A 17344-nucleotide genomic window follows, 5' to 3' on the forward strand; every position below is an offset into this window, starting at 1 on the left:
TACTATTTACTGTAATAGTGAATTTTAACGTATTGTAAGAATAGAGTTTAAACATTGTTTTATGGAGCAATATTTAAGCTTTTTTTTGAACTTGAAACATACCGAGCGGTCGGTATTTAAGTTGAAAGTTTATTTGTATAAATACCTATTTTATAAGAAGGAAATAAAATGAAACAACAAATGGATGTTAACAACGATAAATTTAGTCGTTATGCTGAATGGGTAGTTAAGTGGCGTTGGCTGTTAATCGTCACCTCCGTAATGTCTGTTTTAGCATTTAGTACTGGTAGCCGGTTACTTGCGTTTAACAATGATTACCGTATATTTTTTAGTCCAGACAACCCACAACTTATTGAATATGAGCAATTACAACGCACTTATACTCAAATAGATAACATACTCTTTGCGGTTGTCCCTGAAAACGGTGATGTATTTTCAACAGAGGCTTTAGCTGCGTTGGAGGAATTAACAAATCAAACATGGCAATTGCCGTACACGTTACGTGTCGATTCACCGACAAACTTTCAACATACAACATCTGAAAACGATGATCTTTGGGTTCGTGATTTGGTCTCTGATGCGACAGATATGTCTGAAAAACAAAGGCAATCTGCCCGTGATGTTGCATTAGCTGAGCCGTTTTTAAACGGACAATTAATCAATCCTTCAACGTCTATTGCCGGTGTTAACGTTACTTTTCAGTTACCACAAAAATCTCTAGATGAAATTCCACAGTTGGTTGAAAAGGCACGTTTATTAGTGCAAGACATTGAAAGTAAATATAAAGTTAAAATTCATTTAGCGGGTATGATCATGCTAAGTAACTCATTTTTTGAGGCCGCAACTTTGGATATGTCGACACTTGTACCAGCTATGTATCTCATTATTTTATTCGTCGCCTTATTATTATTACGTTCATTTACTGCAACCTTGGGTACCTTAGTTGTCATTATGTTTTCAATTATGTCTGGCATGGGGATCGCGGGTTACATGGGGGTACAATTAACGCCGCCAGCATTAGCATCAATGACAATTATAATGACGCTATCTGTTGCCGATTCGATTCATATATTAAGCACCATTATTGCCAGTATGCGTAAGGGTGTTGATAAATTAACAGCAATCAAAAATAGCATTCGTATCAATGCATCACCGGTAATTTTAACATCGGTAACGACTGCAATTGGTTTCCTATCAATGAACTTCAGTGAATCACCACCATTTCATGACTTAGGTAATATTACCGCCGTTGGTGTCATGGCCGCTATGTTATTGTCCTTAACATTACTGCCTGCGATGATGCTCGTTTTACCATTACGTATAAAAAAGGTAGAAACACAATCAAATAAAAAAATGGAAAGGTTAGGTAGTTGGGTTATCCATAAACAAAAACCTATTTTGATCGCATCGACATTAGTCTCTGTATTGCTATTGTCCTTCATTCCTAAAAATACATTAAACGACAACTTTGTTGATTATTTTGATGAATCCATGGTGTTCAGACAAGCGAGTGAAATCATCGATGAGAAGTTTACAGGTGTTTATCAGATCCAATACTCACTCGATTCAGGTCAAACGAATGGTGTAAGTCAGCCTGAATTTCTCAATAAAGTAAGTGATTTCACAGACTGGTTACGTGAACAACCCGAGGTAAGACATGTAAATACCATTACAGACACTTTCAAACGCTTGAACATGAACTTGCATGGCGATGATAAATCTTTCTACCGTCTACCTGAAGATGCGGAGTCCGCTGCACAATATCTATTGTTATATGAACTGTCTCTTCCTTATGGTCTTGATCTAAACAACCAACTTAATGTTAGTAAATCTTCAACCCAAGTAATTGTTACTGTGAGTAATATGCCATCTGGAGATCTAGTTGATATCGCAGAACGTGGTACGGATTGGTTGCAAGTCAATGCCAATATTAGGGCCATAGGTGTTGGTCCTGCAGTGATGTTCTCGCATATATCAGAACGCAATATCGATAGTATGATCGGCGGTACCTTGATTGCGGTGATTATTATTTCACTGTTAATAGGTATTGCATTGCGCAGTGTGAAGTTGGGTATCGTTAGCTTAATTCCTAACTTATTACCTGCAGGATTAGCGTTTGGATTATGGGGACTATTTGTTGGAGAAGTGAATCTTGCAGTTGCGATGGTAACAGGCATGGTGCTTGGGATTGTGGTTGACGATACCATCCACTTTTTAAGTAAGTATCAACGAGCGCGGACTGAAAAACTGTTGGCACCTGAAGCTGCGGTTCTCTATGCATTTTCAACCGTGGGCACTGCAATTGTTGTGACTTCCTTTATCTTAATTGCCGGGTTTAGCGTGTTGGCACAATCAAGTTTTGGTATGAATTCTAACATGGCCATTTTAACCGCCATTGCCATTGCGATTGCGATGATTGCCGACTTCTTATTGTTGCCGGTTCTTTTACTCAAGATGGAAGCAAGAAGTAAAGATCACAAAGATGAAAACATGCCAAGCAAACATCTAAAAGCGGCAGATAAAAGCAAAGTTAATAAGCACACACATAAATTAGCATCTGAATAATATAAGGATATAAATCATGAGACTAGAAACAAACGAAAAACATGTAAATATAAAATATGGACTAAAATTAACCTTGTTGTTCAGTGTATTAATCACTGTATTTAATACATCATTTGCAATGGCTGAAACAACCCAAGAAAAAGGGTTATCCATTGTTGTCGAAGCAGACAAACGCGATCAAGGGTTTGGTGACTCGTCTGCATCAATGGAAATGATTTTAACTAATCGCCATGGTGAACAATCAATACGTATCATGCGTAACAAAACCATGGAACAGAAAAATGACGGTGATAAATCTCAGATCATATTTGATAATCCGCGCGATGTAAAAGGAACCGCGTTTTTGTCCTACACGCATCGAGAAGGTGCTGATGATCAGTGGCTGTATTTACCCGCGTTAAAACGAGTTAAACGTATTGCATCCAGTAACAAGTCAGGCCCTTTCATGGGCAGTGAGTTTGCATTTGAAGATATAGCCTCGCAAGAAGTCAGTAAATATACTTATAACTACATGAAGAATGAAACCTTTGATGGGCGTGAACATTTTGTTGTTGAGTTTGATCCAAAAGATAGCAAATCGGGATACTCACGTCAGGAAGTATTCATTGATACTCAAGAGTATCGCGTTTGGAAAGTAAATTACTTTAACCGTGGTGGAGAGTTACTCAAAACACTGTCAGTAAGTGATTTTAATCAATACCTTGGGCAGTACTGGCGTGCAGATACATGGACGATGATAAATCATAAAACCAGTAAAAAGACGGTGCTAAATTTCCAAAATTGGCAGTTCGATAATGGCTTCAGTGATCGTGATTTTAGCCGTAATAGTCTGTCTCGTGCGAGGTAATGAAAGGATGCATAAATCAGTAGTTTTACTTACAGTGTTAGCTTTAACTGGTTCAATTACGATCGGCGTAACAGGTGAATTATCAGGGAATGTCGGCATTGAATCGACGGCATTTTTTGAATCACCTTTGTATGAAAAACAAGAAGACCTGTATCTTTCATTGAGTACTGATATCGATTATTACCATGACTGGGATAATGGCGACCAACGCTTTGAGGTCAGTGTGTTTGGTCGTATTGATAGCGTTGACGATGAGAGAAATCATGCTGATATTAGGGAGCTTTATTATTGGCGCGCGTTTAACCGTTTTGAGTTATATGCAGGGGTTAGACAAGTATTTTGGGGGGTTACGGAATCAGCACATCTTGTTGATATTGTTAACCAAACGGATTTAGTAGAGAGTATAGATGGAGAAGAAAAACTTGGCCAACCTATGATCAATACGTTCTTTGAAACTGACCATGGTGCTTATGAAATATTCATTTTACCTGGGTTCAGAGAGCGCACATTCACAGGTGAAGCAGGGCGATTACGTCCGGGTATTAATGTCGATCAGGACAATACGATTTATGAATCAGGCCAGGAACAATCTCATATTGATTATGCATTTCGTTGGAGTCACGTTATTGATGTGTGGGATGTTGGGTTAAGTTACTTTAATGGCACGGATAGAACACCAATACTGATGCCGACAACGAATGGTAATAGTGCTGTACTGTTAACGCCTTATTACCGACAGATCCAACAATACGGTGTAGATTTACAGGCTACAATAGAAGACTGGGCTTGGAAAATGGAGACTATCGGCGTGAAGCCAGATTCTGACACCGATTACTTTGCCTCTGTTGCAGGGTTTGAATATACCCTGGTTGGATTAGCTGGAAGTAGCGCAGACTTGGGATTAATCGTTGAATATCAGTATGATCAAAGGGATGATGACACAGCTAGTCTACAGCAAAACGATGTTGTTCTTGGCACTCGTTGGGTATTAAACAATGCTGATAGTACCGAAATACTATTGATTGGCAGTACTGATTTAGATGACAATTCAGTCATGATGTCCGTTGAAGCACAACATAGATTAACAGACAGTTGGAGTATGAGTGTTGAAGCTAGGTATTTTGGCAATGCAGTGTTAGGCAATCCCACTTACGACTTGCGTAACGACAGCTATGCTAGAGTTGAGTTTAATGGTTATTTTTAACCTCGGATGTAAGTAACTCATGAGTCTTTACTTTCAGCTATGTTACCTTTACGAATAGTTATGTAATAATAGGTCCTTGTCTCGTGCTTTCATTGACAACAAGGACCTTATCAATGGACCAACCAAACCAAAAAAATGGATTTTTCTACGAACATGCCGCACTTTTAATATCAAGTTACCAACGCCTAACGGGTAGACGGCTCATTGACTGTCACGATAGTGATATTGGCGAGGCCTTGTTTAATGCTGACTTTGTGCTGGTGTCTCATGGTACTGAAAATGATCCAATATTCAATTATGGTAACAAGTCAGCATTAAAGTCATTCGAGTTAAGCTGGTCTGAATTTATTGCTTTACCATCAAGGAAATCAGCAAAGCCGATGGATCGTGATGAAAGAGCGGATCTACTGGCAAGAGTCACTCAGTTTGGTTTTATCGATGATTATCGCGGTTTACGTATATCCGCTAGCGGTCGTACTTTTTGGATAGAAAATGCAACTGTGTGAAACCTTATTGATAACAATGGGTCTTTTTGCGGTCAAGCTGCTATGTTTAAACCATAGACTTGCTAAATTACATTCTGTACAATCAGTTTCAAACTAATACTGCATTTCAATTGTGGTATTAGTTTTCCCTTCGTATAACCCTAATGATATGGATTAGGGGTCTCTACCAGGAACCTATAATTCCTGATTACGAAGAGTTTAGTACTTTAGTGCTTTTCTCTTTGTAGTGTCTGTTATTAAAGAGAAGTGCTTAATAAATCTTATTAGGAACTTAATCATGAAACAATTTATTCAAGACTTACCAAAAGTAGAACTCCATTTACATATCGAAGGCACGCTTGAGCCTGAACTCATGTTTGAACTTGCTGCGCGCAATAATATCACCATTCCATTCGAGTCATTTGAAGATGTCAGAGATGCTTATAACTTTCACAACCTGCAATCGTTTTTAGATATCTATTATCAAGGGGCGAATGTTCTTATTACAGAACAAGATTTTTTTGACCTGACTTGGGCTTATCTACTGCGCTGCAAAAACGATAATGTTGTTCATACCGAAATATTCTTCGATCCACAAACTCACACTGAACGCGGGATAAGTTTTGATACTGTCGTTAACGGTATTGAACGAGCATTATCGAAAGCGGTATCTGAACTCAATATTACCAGTCAGCTAATCATGTGTTTCTTACGCCACCTGGATGAAGAGTCTGCATTTACAACATTAGAGCAAGCATTGCAGCATAAGGACAAGATTATCGCTGTCGGGTTAGACTCATCTGAAAATGGTAATCCAGCAGGTAAATTTGAGCGCGTGTTTAAGCGTGCATTAAATGAAGGTTTTTTAACTGTTGCCCATGCCGGTGAAGAAGGTCCTGCCAGTAGTATTCGAGATGCGTTAGATTTGTTACAGATAACACGGATTGATCATGGTGTACGCTGCTCGGATGACGAGGCCTTTGTCCAAGAATTAGCACGTAAAAAGACACCGCTGACTGTTTGTCCGTTATCTAACATCAAGCTAAAAGTATTTGAGGAAATGTCTGAACACAATATTGTCGAGCTTTTGCGTAAAGGCGTTTGCGTTACGATAAATTCAGATGACCCTGCATACTTCGGTGGTTACATGACTGACAACTTTATGGCCGTTTCAGATGCACATAACATGACGAAAGCTGAAATAGCGCAATTTACTTTTAATGCGATTGATGCCAGTTTCATTTCAGCTCTTGAAAAAAAGCGGCTGTTCGCAATTAACGAAGCTTATTTAACCCTTCATCATTCATAAATAGCACTTAATCATGAGTAAAACTCCCGTAAAGTGCCATTTTTACGGGGGGATAAATTACACTGTATATATATACAGTGCAATTTCATGTTACGTGAAATCGATACTTATCTTCTTAAAACCAATCTTTTGTGCATTTGCTGCGGCAGCATCAATTGTCTTAAATGCTCGTGGTGTATTGGACTCTTCACGTTGAGAAGTCATCACATGCACATTTTTATTCGTGGTTTGGGCAATAATAATATACCCATTCATCAAAGGTGCTCGTTTTACTGTTATTTTCTTCAGGCCGCCATTATCAAACAAAACCTTTAATTCTTTAAGTTCCAAGCTATTAAATCTCTATAAATAGGGTCAAATTACAGCGTATATCTTACAATCAAAACTAAGTTTTTAGCAATCAAATTTAGAATTTGATTTGGTGTGTATATGGTAACTATATAGTAATTATGCGGCTATTTATGAGCGTCACGTTCAGAATCAGTGGTTTAAATTAAAAAAGCCCAGCTATGTTATTAGCTGGGCTTTTTATCATTAGAGTCAGTCGTTTAAATTAAAACGTTAAAAATTAGTCTTTTAACTGTTTAGATACCAACACAGCTTCTTTACTGTAATCTTTGATTTCACCTGATTGAACACGGGAAATAAACGATTGTAGTTCTTTTTTCACTACCGGCATTAAGAAATACAAACCGATAATATTGAAGATAGACATTGCAAAGATAGCGGCATCAGAGAAGTCGATAACAGCACCAAAGCTTACACTTGCGCCGATGACAACAAAACAACAGAACATAATTTTGTATACAAGCTCAGTCGTTTTACCTTCACCAAACAGGTAAGTCCATGCTTTAAGACCATAATAAGACCACGAAATCATTGTCGAGAACGCAAACATCACAACAGCTACAGCGAGCACGTATTGGAATATGTCCGCCGTTTCAGTAAATGCTGCTGCAGTCAGTGTTACACCACTTAGTTCGCCATTGTTCATGCCTGAGATTGTAATGACTAAGGCTGTCATCGTACAAATAACAACAGTATCAATGAAAGGTTCGAGTACTGAAACTAAGCCTTCTGTGATTGGCTCTTTGGTTTTTACCGCTGCATGGGCAATCGCAGCTGAACCAACACCGGCTTCATTCGAGAATGTCGCACGTTTCATACCTTGGATTAATGCACCAACAAATCCACCAGCAACACCCGAACCCGTAAAGGCACCATCAATAATTTGGGCAAATGCATCACCAATCATAGATGCGTTAGATGCTAATACAATCACTGACATACCGACATACAATAACGCCATCGTAGGGACAAGCTTACCCGTTACTTTTGCGATTGATGGCATACCACCGATAATAACCGATGCAACCATACACGCTAGAATAACACCCGTTACCCAACCATAACCTTCAGGTAGACCCAATGTTTGCACTATCATTGCATTCGCTTGGTTGCCTTGGAACATGTTGCCACCACCAAGCGCACCCAGAATAGTCATGATTGCAAAACCTACAGCTAGGAATTTACCTAAATTTGTAAAGCCGCGTTCTTTTAAACCACGGCTCAGATAATACATTGGACCACCCGATACATCACCATTTGGTAACTGGTTGCGATATTTTACACCAAGGGTACATTCACAAAACTTAGATGCCATACCTAACAGGCCACAGAGGATCATCCAAAACGTCGCGCCGGGACCACCAATAGCAAGGGCTGCACCAACACCGGCAATATTACCTAATCCGACAGTACCTGACAGCGCCGTAGTTAATGCCTGGAAGTGGGAAACTTGTCCTGGTTCGTCTTTATTCGGATCCGTGAAGTCACCTTTAACGATCTTAACTGCAAGACCAAAGCGTTTGAACTGCACAAAACCAAAATAGAAGGTGAAGATAATAGCGGCGACGAATAACCAGCCAACGATGATAGGGAAGTTTGCCCCATTAACAGGGACTGAGGTGAAAATAGTGTTAGCAAACCAACTGAGGTTTTCATTAAAGAACTGATCCACAGCCTTATCAAACCCAACTGATTCACTGGCGGCAAAAGCCGAAGAGGTAAACATGCTTAACATTACGATAATGTAGCGACTAACCTTTGTGATCATATTCAATTCCATCCATGTTTTATCTTATTTAAGCGATACCAATAGAATAATTCACTATTCAACACTGTATTTACCGCTCCATGGCAAAATAAATTAGCAATAAATAAACATTCCAGCAACAATTCACAGTGTTTCGTAGTGAATTTTTATACTTCCGTATTTATTTAGTTTAGTTTTATAGTCCACTAAAGTGGGGTATATCCAGTCGTTAAATCTAAGTATTAACTGTTGTTAGATGATCTGCTATTAACGTTTTATTGCTTACGATCTGTTAAGTTTATCACCTTTTATCAGCATAATACTCTAAATTAGTTAGTTGGTTCGGGCGTAAATACTTAAAAAGAGTTAGTCTATTTACGATCTTAAATCTAGTTTTTAAAGGTTCTAATTTTACTTAATTTGTCATTAATGCTATTACCTATTTCGGTTTTAGTCATCGATGTTTATAGCTTAATCCGCCTATTTAATTGACTCAATCGCGTATAATTAGTGTTGTGTGGCTATTTTAGTGATACATCACACTGCGAGAATAATTTTGATTTGCAATTGATAATAAATCTCATTAAGATTGATTGTCTTATAGATTTGAGGTGGATTATGGAATTGCAGCAATGCTGGATGCGTTACCTGAAGGCAGAAAAGTTAATAGAACATGGTTATTGGTCTGAAGCTCATGAGTTATATACGGAGGTATTAGACAATCTGCCGATACATATTCATCAGGCATTAGAAAATGAGAATATTAAACCGTGCCAATTTTCATGTTTGATATCAGGATTAAGAGATGCCACTGTCGCACAGTCTGAAATTCTCAATAAAATGGGGCAACAACACAGCGCATTTGCAACGTTGAACCAATCTTATGCGCTACTTCAGTTCATATCACTTGAAACAAGTAACCTTGTTCAACGAACGATGACGCTAATCGATAATAAGAGTGAAGATATTCTACGTCATATGGGCGCTTTTTGTCACGCTCAACGCGATGCTCAGTGGATGCTTAAATACGAACATATCCAGAAAGCACATCATCACTTTGCTAAGTTAAGAGTCACCTCAGATCAAGCCAATTCAACGCATTTGTTAAATTGATAAGGACGTATTATGCTAAAGCAAACTATTCTTCGCGTTCGTAATCTTTCCGTCAGTTTTACTACCAATGACGGAATGGTTGATGCGGTTAAAAATGTTAACTTTGATTTAAAATCCGGTGAAACACTGGCTATTGTCGGTGAATCGGGTTCAGGTAAATCTGTATCATCCAATGCTTTGATGTGCCTACTACCAGATAATGGTGTTGTATCTTCTCAATCGAGCATTGTCTTTGAAGGACAATCGATCTTAGATAAAACAGAGCGTCAAATGCAGTCTATCAGAGGCGAGCGAATTGGCATGATCTTCCAAGAACCTATGACGTCTCTGAACCCCTATTTGCGAGTGGGAATTCAGGTTGCAGAAGCCATTATGTGCCATCGTAAAGTGTCTAAAAAGCAGGCTCAAATACGTGTTTTAGAACTGTTTGTTCTGGTTCATTTACCAAACCCTGAACAAGCTTACAGCAAGTTTCCACACGAATTTTCAGGCGGTCAGTTGCAACGTATTATGATTGCAATGGCACTGATAAATGAACCTGACATTCTAATTGCCGATGAACCGACCACTGCGCTAGATGTGACCGTACAGGCCGAAGTCTTGGATTTAATAAAAGAAATCCAGAATAAAATGGGCATGGCTATTTTATTCATTACGCACGATCTTGGCGTTGTTAAACATCTTGCAGACCGAGTGCTGGTGATGTGCAAAGGTGAAATTGTGGAAGAAGGGGAAACAGGACTACTTTTCCAGGAACCACAACACGAATATACCAAGATGCTGATTAATTCAGTCCCGAAAGGTCAAAAAGAGCCAATCGAAGCAACGGCTCCAGAACTGCTTCGAGCTGAAAATATTCAGGTTAAATTCCTGATTAAATCTCATTTTATACCCAGTAGATGTGAATATTTTGAAGCGGTGAAAGGTATCTCGCTTACACTGAAACAAGGTGAAACCTTGGGCATTGTTGGTGAGTCAGGCTCAGGTAAATCGACTCTGGGACGTGCCATTATTGGCCTACTGCCATTCTCTGGTAACCTTTCTTATAAAGGTCAAGACCTCAGCTTACTGAGTGATAAGGACAGGTTTGATCTGAAAAAAGACGTTCAGATGGTTTTTCAGGACCCGTACGGCTCTTTGTCACCACGTATGACCGTTGGCGAAATAATTACTGAAGGCTTAAGGGTGCACAAACCCCTGATGTCTAAACAGGAAAGGTTACAAAAAGCCTGTCTCGCGCTTGAAGAAGTACGCTTAGAGCCGAACTCAATCAATCGTTATCCGCACGAGTTTTCTGGTGGTCAGCGTCAGCGTATTGCAATTGCTAGAGCGCTGATCTTGAAACCGTCATTTATCTTGTTGGATGAACCAACCTCGGCACTCGACCGATCTGTTCAGCTCACCGTGATTGATTTACTTAAAGAGATCCAGGTTAAAAACAACATTGGTTTCATCTTCATCAGTCATGACCTTTCAGTCGTCAAAGCATTATCTGATCGGGTATTAGTAATGCAAAAAGGTAGAGTGATGGAGCAGGGAACAGCTGAGGACATATTCCATAACCCGCAGCACGATTACACTAAAAAACTTATCAATGCGTCGTTTGACTTGGATGAAGAGGCTATCGAGAGTGTAGCTTAGCTTTCATTAATGAAAAATGAGATGCCGCAATACGCGGCATTTTTTATACCTACGCTATGTTGAACTCTAATATAGCCATATATTTGCTTTATGTTAGCTTGTATTTTGCAATCAATTGTTCTCTTTTTATCGGTAGCATATTGATTTTGGAAACATCTCCGTCTGTAATATTGACGATGCGTTTATCCATCACTTTAAACCATAACCAGGGGATATACGCGATTGGATACATACCAAAATAACCGTTTGGTAGTGTCGGTAATCCGTTGAAGTGACGTAGAGATTGATAGCTACGGGTCGCATTAGCATGATGATCAGAATGACGTTGTAAATGGAATAAAGCCCAGTTTGAAAACACGTGGTTACTGTTCCAGCTATGATGAGGCTGAGGCCGTTCATACTTGCCATTAGGGAGCTTCTTCCTTAACAGACCGTAGTGCTCGATATAGTTTGCTGAAGTGAGTTGCCACATTGACCAGAATGCGGAGATGAACAAATAGGGGATGACTCCCGAACCTAACCAAACGGCTAAACTGGCATAGATAGTAAAGCTCAATAATATGGATTGAAAAAATTCGTTTTTGAAAGAGTACGTTGATTTACCTAACTTATTTAAGCGTCGTTTTTCTAGGTGGTAGGCTCTTAAGATCGCACCAGGTAATTCTCTTATTGCAAAGTGATAGATGTTTTCGCCCATTTTTGAAGATGCAGGATCCTCTGGTGTCGCCACGTGCTTATGGTGACCTTGGTTATGCTCTATAAAAAAATGGCCGTAAGCAGCTACAGCGAGGACTAGCTTAGCTAATTTACGGTCAAACTTATTTTTCTTGTGGCCTAATTCGTGGCCTATATTTAAGCCATGTCCACCCACATTACCAGCCAAAAGCGCCGTCGCTAGATAACCACTCCAGCTCAGTTCATAATTGCCAATAAACCAGCCGCAGAATATAAATATAACGATAACAACTGGTACGTGCAAAATAGTGATATGACGATAAAAGGGGTCGGCTTCAAGCTGAGGAATGATAACCTCAGGGGGATTACTGGTATCTTCACCCATGACATGATCCATGATAGGGAAGAAACCATAACTAAAAAGGAAAAAGAACCAGAGTATGAATTCATGGTTAAAAGCCATAAACAAAAGTGGACCAGCAGCTGCGATACTTGGTAATAGGAGAGATAATAACCAAAAGTATCTCTTTTTATCGGTATAAGTAGTGCCATCATGAGCTGTAAAAGTCCCTAAATATTTCATACTTCACCCTCTATGAAATTAATGTGATTGTGCATTTCGATTATTTGTACTTGTTTATAATAGTCTGACTCAGGATAAGCGCTAGGTTTGATTTTATGGAGGTCGTTCAGCAAATTTGTAGTTTCCAATAATATGTTGCAACTGGTATGACCTTACGTACAATGTTATTGATATGTTACTTGGACGAGTGAGTTTGAAATGGATAATTTTTTAATAGATGACGTAGACGTTTATTGCCAAGATGGCTACAAGCTTTCGGCTACACTGTTTAAGCCCACAAGCGAAGTAAAAGCAGCAATATTGATCTGTCCTGCGACTGGAATAATTCAGCAATTTTACAAAAGCTTCGCTTGTTTTTTAGCTGAGCATGGATATGCAGTGCTCACCTTTGATAATCGAGGCATTGGACAGTCACTTACGGGGAAAGTCAGTTCAAGTACCGCATCATTACAGTGTTGGGGAGAGCAAGATATGCCTGCAGTCCTTGAATTTCTCAAAACAACCTATCCAGATAGTACTTATCACCTGATTGGCCACAGCGCTGGTGGCCAATTGGTTGGCTTAATGCATAATGCAGGAGATCTTAGATCCATCTTCACTTTTGCCAGCTCTTCAGGTCAGTTAAGAAATATGAAAATGCCGTATGCATTAAAAGCACATTTCTTTATGAATCTTTTCATACCTATGAGCAACCTACTTTTTGGTCACACTAAGTCCCAGTTACTTGGGATGGGAGAACCCTTACCTAGAGGAGTTGCCCAGCAATGGCGTCATTGGTGTAATGGACAAGGTTATGTAAAGACAGCTTTTGGGAAATCGATACATAATCATCAGTACAACACTCTCTCTACACCTTCGCTATGGGTGAATGCCACCGACGATGACATCGCGATTGATGTAAATGTGGCCGATATGTTGACCGTGTTTGAAAATATGGACGCTGAGAGACTGACCTTATCGCCAGAAGCTTGTAATTTAAGTGAAATAGGCCATATGAAGTTTTTTAGTCGTAAGGCAAGTCATTTATGGGAACACCCTTTATCTTGGTTAGAAAATAATAGCCCCCTGCAGTAAACTAAGTTATAAAAGTATTATGTGTATAAGATAAGCTGGGTTGCTTAAAATGTTCGAGTTACCGACACACATCTTGATAAAGCTGCTCGGCTAATTGCTGTATGGTATTTCCTTCAGGGTGTGTGTGGGCAAATGTTCTTAAACCATATATTCCCATCATTAGATAGTGAGCGCGTGAATCAGCGTTTCGGTCACTTACAATTTCTTTTTGATCAATTGCCGTTTGCAGCACCTGGGTAATCGCTTGTTGCCAGTTAGCTAAATGAAGCGTGATAATGTCATGTACTTCTGCATCTTGTTCTGCGACTTCATTCAGCGCTTTAGTCAGTAAGCAAGCACGAGAGGCATCGCAGCTCTGACACTCTAAAACAATATGATCCAGATAGGCTTTAAGCTCTGTAAGGACTGGGCGTTGACCACTAAAAATACCAGCGAACTCAGCATTTCTATCGAGGTGGTACTGCTCTAGTGCCGCTAACAGAAGGCCACGTTTATTCTCGAACGCACAATAGATAGAACCAGGGTGTAAACCTGTGGCTTGTTTCAAGTCTTGCATACTTGTCTTACCGTAACCTTTATCCATGAAGGAGGTCATAGCAGATCTCAGTACTTTTTCTCTATCAAATTCTGCAATACGCATGGCTAATCATTAACTCTTAGTGAGACTCTTTATATCAGAGTCATGTTGTGCAATGTCACTATTATAATCAATTTTGAATGTTTATTCAAAAATAGTTCTTGAATGATCATTCAAAAAAGAATATCTTGAACGTTCATTCAAGAATAGATTATTAATAATCAGAGGCACTATATGACTGCTAACTTATTTCAAACTTATGAACTTAATAAGACTTTATCTTTAAAAAATCGCATTCTTATGGCGCCGCTGACTCGCTGTATGGCTGATGATGAATTAGTACCGACTCAAGATATGGCTGACTACTATGGCCGTCGAGGCGAAGCGGGGTTAATTATTTCAGAAGCTGTGATCATTCGTCCTGATGGCCAAGGTTATCCAAATACCCCTGGTATCTTTACGCCAGCACAAATTGATGGTTGGAGAACAGTGACTGATGCAGTTCATCAAAATGATGGTAAAATTTTTGCACAGCTTTGGCATACAGGTCGTGTAGCACACCCACACTTTTATCAAGCAACAGGTAGTCAAGATGTAATGGCACCTTCTGCAGTCGGTGTCGATGGCACTGTTCCTCGAATGCGTGAACTGACTTACAAAACACCTAAGGCGGTAACGGTTGAAGAGATTACTCAGTTAGTGAGTGATTATGCTCAAGCTGCAGCTAACGCTATCGATGCTGGTTTTGATGGTGTTGAAATTCACGGTGCTAATGGTTATTTAATTGACCAATTCTTACATCATGACAGTAACCGTCGTAGTGATGAATATGGCGAGACTCCAGAGAACATGTCGCGTTTCGCGCTTGAAGTAGTAGATGCAATCGTTGCTCGTATCGGTAATGACAGAACGGCACTACGTGTATCACCTGGTGCATACTTCAATATGGCTGGTGATAGTCGCGACCGTACTGTTTTCGATTATCTAATCCCTGAGCTTGAAAAACGTGATTTAGCTTTCCTGCATATTGGTGTTTTCGATGACGCGATGGAATTTGACTATTTAGGTGGCCGCGCTTCAAGTTATGTTCGTAGTATATATAACAAGACACTCGTTGGTGTTGGTAGCTTTACCGCTGAAGCGGGTAGTGAAGCAATTTCGGATGATAAATTTGACCTGCTTGCGATAGGCCGCCCGTTTATTGCCAATCCTGATTATGTTGAACGTGTTCGTGATGGCAAAGAGCTGGTTGAATACTCAGATAGTATGTTGACGAGTTTGGTTTAAGGTTAAGTTGCTGGCTTAAGGCTAAGCAGTTTTGTTGTAAAGGGTTAGCATTACGCTAGCCCTTTTTATTAATGCGTGTCTTCAAGCCATTGTTTCGGTGATATCCCTAATTTCTTCCTGAATACTCTCGCCAGCGCAGAGCCATTTTCATAACCCACGGCATTAGCCACAATGGACACAGGCTTGTTTTGTTGTAATAGACCTTTAGCAATGATAATACGCCAATCAATTATATAGTCCCCAGGGCTTTGACCTACCGTCCGTTTAAATACATCGGCAAACTTTGATCGAGACATCAACGCTAGCGCTGCCATATCTTCCAATCCCCATTGTTTTTCCGGTGCGTCATGTATGGCTAACAAGACTTTAGATAGTTGTGGATGCGCTAACCCGGCAAGTAGACCATGCTGCATGATATTGTTATCAATTACATGGCGAAGCACGTAAATGATAAAGATGTCCGTAAGGGAATTAATCATCGGCAGGCGACCGCTATCTTCATTAAATGCCTCTGCAAACAACCACTGCGCTGTTTTCATTAATGCTTCGTTCTCACTGAGTTTGAAGCATAGTAATCGAGGTAAGGCATCCGCAATCGGATTAGTTGTATTTTCACTATAAACGATGTTGGCACAAACTAATTTCGGGGGATTGTCTTTGCTCGCAATTACTCGGTGGGCATGCTGTGTGGGAAAAAACATGACGGTTGGCTCGTCAATTAAATGTGAAACGCCCTGTTCATCAATAATGGTTATCTCGCCACTTTGTAATAGATGCAAGTGACCTTTGTTAGGATCTCGGTTGAAATTAGAAATACCACACAGGTTTCCGGTGAAAAATACGTCGGTGTTCATCGAGAAGCGTTGAAGAATGACTGATAACGGATCCATTATTACCTCATAGTAAACTGTTTGGACGATTGGGTTCAATATTAGGACTATGTCATCCCTTTAGACTTATTGAAAGCACTATATTTATAACCAAGGAAGACAATCTTCAAATAAGTAAACAAATAGCAGCACGCTTTTGATTACTTATTTGATTACTTATTTGATTACTTATTTGATTACTTATTAAAAATAATAAACGGAGAATATTATGAAGCTTTCAACATTTGTAAAATCAACGTTCGTAACGACGGCATTGCTAGCAAGCAGCCTTACCTTTGCTGCGAATATCGAGGTTAATGCGAACAGTAACGACATCGCAATTAGTGGTTACGATACTGTGTCTTACTTTACAAAAGGCACACCAGCGAAAGGGTCTAACGATTACACAGCCGCTTATAATGGTGCTATTTATCAATTTTCATCTGCAAGCAACCGTGATTTATTCAAAGCAGACCCAAGTAAATATGCACCACAATATGGTGGTTTTTGCGCAATGGGCGTCGCACTGAATAAGAAATTAGACACGGATCCAACAGCTTGGCACATTCGCGGTGATAAGTTGTATTTGAACTATAATAAATCGGTTCAGAAAAAATGGAATACAGATATCCCTGGTTATATCGAAATAGCACAGGTTAATTGGGTTGATATTAAAGGCCTAACGGAAGAGCAAATCGAAATCGTATACGACTAAGGAAGCACTATGAATAACAAACTATTAGTAAGCGCAGCACTGGCGGCTGTTATGTCTACGGGTGTCATTGCGTCAGCTGAAGCTGGAAGTAAAAAAGAAAAGTGTTATGGCGTCGCTAAAGCAGGTCAAAACGACTGTGCTAACTTGGCTGGTACGCATTCATGTGCGGGACAATCAACCCTCAGTGATGACAAAGGTGAATGGAAACTCGTGACAAAAGGTACCTGCTCAACATTGGGTGGATTATCAAAGAAAGAAGCCAAGAAGTTATATTTAGCCTCTAAATAAGGGGGCTAAATATAAGG

General features: G+C 39.6%; 16 protein-coding genes and 1 riboswitch. Of the genes, 11 read left to right on the plus strand and 5 right to left on the minus strand.

Annotation, left to right across the window (positions count from 1 at the left end; genetic code table 11):
• The first annotated feature begins 168 nt into the window (after positions 1–168).
• The 5 genes from JFU56_RS00440 to JFU56_RS00460 all read left to right on the plus strand — a co-directional run bounded on the left by JFU56_RS00440 (position 169) and on the right by JFU56_RS00460 (position 6410).
• Positions 169–2565, plus strand: coding sequence for an RND family transporter (locus JFU56_RS00440; RefSeq protein ID WP_198435329.1), 2397 nt, complete (start codon positions 169–171; stop codon positions 2563–2565).
• 16 nt (positions 2566–2581) lie between these two features.
• The gene (locus JFU56_RS00445; protein WP_198435330.1) at positions 2582–3412 is read left to right on the plus strand and encodes an outer membrane lipoprotein-sorting protein; all 831 of its coding nucleotides are present in this window, start codon (positions 2582–2584) and stop codon (positions 3410–3412) included.
• A gap of 7 nt (positions 3413–3419) precedes the next feature.
• A complete protein-coding gene (locus JFU56_RS00450) occupies positions 3420–4616 on the plus strand; it encodes a hypothetical protein (RefSeq protein WP_198435331.1) in 1197 nt (398 codons plus the stop codon).
• 113 nt (positions 4617–4729) lie between these two features.
• Positions 4730–5122: an MEKHLA domain-containing protein gene (locus JFU56_RS00455; RefSeq protein WP_198435332.1), complete on the plus strand. Its 393-nt coding sequence runs from the start codon at positions 4730–4732 to the stop codon at positions 5120–5122.
• A 110-nt stretch (positions 5123–5232) separates the two neighbouring features.
• A riboswitch (purine riboswitch) is annotated at positions 5233–5332 on the plus strand.
• Between the two features lie 67 nt (positions 5333–5399).
• A complete protein-coding gene (locus JFU56_RS00460) occupies positions 5400–6410 on the plus strand; it encodes an adenosine deaminase (RefSeq protein WP_198435333.1) in 1011 nt (336 codons plus the stop codon).
• A gap of 90 nt (positions 6411–6500) precedes the next feature.
• Here the strand turns inward: JFU56_RS00460 and JFU56_RS00465 are convergent, their stop codons facing one another.
• Positions 6501–6740: a plasmid replication protein RepB gene (locus JFU56_RS00465; protein WP_198435334.1), complete on the minus strand. Its 240-nt coding sequence runs from the start codon at positions 6738–6740 to the stop codon at positions 6501–6503.
• 238 nt (positions 6741–6978) lie between these two features.
• Positions 6979–8526 carry a sodium:alanine symporter family protein gene (locus tag JFU56_RS00470; RefSeq protein WP_198435335.1) on the minus strand — a complete coding sequence of 516 codons (1548 nt, stop codon included), beginning with the start codon at positions 8524–8526 and terminating at the stop codon, positions 6979–6981.
• 597 nt (positions 8527–9123) lie between these two features.
• On the opposite strand from JFU56_RS00470, the gene JFU56_RS00475 reads away from it, so the two are divergent.
• Positions 9124–9618, plus strand: coding sequence for a hypothetical protein (locus tag JFU56_RS00475; protein WP_198435336.1), 495 nt, complete (start codon positions 9124–9126; stop codon positions 9616–9618).
• A 12-nt stretch (positions 9619–9630) separates the two neighbouring features.
• On the plus strand, positions 9631–11259 hold the full coding sequence (locus JFU56_RS00480; RefSeq protein WP_198435337.1) for an ABC transporter ATP-binding protein: 1629 nt from the start codon (positions 9631–9633) through the stop codon (positions 11257–11259).
• 88 nt (positions 11260–11347) lie between these two features.
• Here JFU56_RS00480 and JFU56_RS00485 read toward each other — a convergent pair whose 3' ends face one another.
• A complete protein-coding gene (locus JFU56_RS00485; RefSeq protein ID WP_198435338.1) occupies positions 11348–12517 on the minus strand; it encodes an alkane 1-monooxygenase in 1170 nt (389 codons plus the stop codon).
• A 198-nt stretch (positions 12518–12715) separates the two neighbouring features.
• Here JFU56_RS00485 and JFU56_RS00490 point away from each other — a divergent pair, with 198 nt between their 5' ends.
• Positions 12716–13591, plus strand: a complete 876-nt coding sequence (locus tag JFU56_RS00490) for an alpha/beta fold hydrolase (protein WP_198435339.1) — start codon at positions 12716–12718, stop codon at positions 13589–13591.
• 58 nt (positions 13592–13649) lie between these two features.
• Here the strand turns inward: JFU56_RS00490 and JFU56_RS00495 are convergent, their stop codons facing one another.
• A complete protein-coding gene (locus tag JFU56_RS00495; RefSeq protein WP_198435340.1) occupies positions 13650–14231 on the minus strand; it encodes a TetR/AcrR family transcriptional regulator in 582 nt (193 codons plus the stop codon).
• Between the two features lie 171 nt (positions 14232–14402).
• Between JFU56_RS00495 and JFU56_RS00500 the strand changes: the two genes are divergently transcribed.
• Positions 14403–15455 (plus strand): alkene reductase, encoded by a 1053-nt coding sequence (locus tag JFU56_RS00500; RefSeq protein ID WP_198435341.1) that lies wholly within the window; start codon positions 14403–14405, stop codon positions 15453–15455.
• 68 nt (positions 15456–15523) lie between these two features.
• Here the strand turns inward: JFU56_RS00500 and JFU56_RS00505 are convergent, their stop codons facing one another.
• Positions 15524–16345 carry an AraC family transcriptional regulator gene (locus tag JFU56_RS00505; protein WP_198435342.1) on the minus strand — a complete coding sequence of 274 codons (822 nt, stop codon included), beginning with the start codon at positions 16343–16345 and terminating at the stop codon, positions 15524–15526.
• A gap of 208 nt (positions 16346–16553) precedes the next feature.
• On the opposite strand from JFU56_RS00505, the gene JFU56_RS00510 reads away from it, so the two are divergent.
• Positions 16554–17039: a YHS domain-containing (seleno)protein gene (locus JFU56_RS00510; protein ID WP_198435343.1), complete on the plus strand. Its 486-nt coding sequence runs from the start codon at positions 16554–16556 to the stop codon at positions 17037–17039.
• A 9-nt stretch (positions 17040–17048) separates the two neighbouring features.
• Positions 17049–17327 carry a DUF2282 domain-containing protein gene (locus JFU56_RS00515; protein ID WP_198435344.1) on the plus strand — a complete coding sequence of 93 codons (279 nt, stop codon included), beginning with the start codon at positions 17049–17051 and terminating at the stop codon, positions 17325–17327.
• The last annotated feature ends 17 nt before the right edge of the window (positions 17328–17344 follow it).

Origin of the sequence: Moritella sp. F3 (genome assembly GCF_015082335.1) — a bacterium.
Lineage (GTDB): Bacteria > Pseudomonadota > Gammaproteobacteria > Enterobacterales > Moritellaceae > Moritella.

What these genes read in the sequence shown, in the direction of transcription:
- JFU56_RS00495 (WP_198435340.1), bottom strand. Translation starts at nt 14,231, where the DNA reads ATGCGTATTGCAGAATTTGATAGAGAAAAAGTACTGAGATCTGCTATG.
- JFU56_RS00450 (WP_198435331.1), top strand. Translation starts at nt 3,420, where the DNA reads ATGCATAAATCAGTAGTTTTACTTACAGTGTTAGCTTTAACTGGTTCA.
- JFU56_RS00470 (WP_198435335.1), bottom strand. Translation starts at nt 8,526, where the DNA reads ATGATCACAAAGGTTAGTCGCTACATTATCGTAATGTTAAGCATGTTT.
- JFU56_RS00480 (WP_198435337.1), top strand. Translation starts at nt 9,631, where the DNA reads ATGCTAAAGCAAACTATTCTTCGCGTTCGTAATCTTTCCGTCAGTTTT.
- JFU56_RS00500 (WP_198435341.1), top strand. Translation starts at nt 14,403, where the DNA reads ATGACTGCTAACTTATTTCAAACTTATGAACTTAATAAGACTTTATCT.
- JFU56_RS00460 (WP_198435333.1), top strand. Translation starts at nt 5,400, where the DNA reads ATGAAACAATTTATTCAAGACTTACCAAAAGTAGAACTCCATTTACAT.
- JFU56_RS00475 (WP_198435336.1), top strand. Translation starts at nt 9,124, where the DNA reads ATGGAATTGCAGCAATGCTGGATGCGTTACCTGAAGGCAGAAAAGTTA.
- JFU56_RS00440 (WP_198435329.1), top strand. Translation starts at nt 169, where the DNA reads ATGAAACAACAAATGGATGTTAACAACGATAAATTTAGTCGTTATGCT.
- JFU56_RS00505 (WP_198435342.1), bottom strand. Translation starts at nt 16,345, where the DNA reads ATGGATCCGTTATCAGTCATTCTTCAACGCTTCTCGATGAACACCGAC.
- JFU56_RS00490 (WP_198435339.1), top strand. Translation starts at nt 12,716, where the DNA reads ATGGATAATTTTTTAATAGATGACGTAGACGTTTATTGCCAAGATGGC.
- JFU56_RS00510 (WP_198435343.1), top strand. Translation starts at nt 16,554, where the DNA reads ATGAAGCTTTCAACATTTGTAAAATCAACGTTCGTAACGACGGCATTG.
- JFU56_RS00455 (WP_198435332.1), top strand. Translation starts at nt 4,730, where the DNA reads ATGGACCAACCAAACCAAAAAAATGGATTTTTCTACGAACATGCCGCA.
- JFU56_RS00445 (WP_198435330.1), top strand. Translation starts at nt 2,582, where the DNA reads ATGAGACTAGAAACAAACGAAAAACATGTAAATATAAAATATGGACTA.
- JFU56_RS00515 (WP_198435344.1), top strand. Translation starts at nt 17,049, where the DNA reads ATGAATAACAAACTATTAGTAAGCGCAGCACTGGCGGCTGTTATGTCT.
- JFU56_RS00485 (WP_198435338.1), bottom strand. Translation starts at nt 12,517, where the DNA reads ATGAAATATTTAGGGACTTTTACAGCTCATGATGGCACTACTTATACC.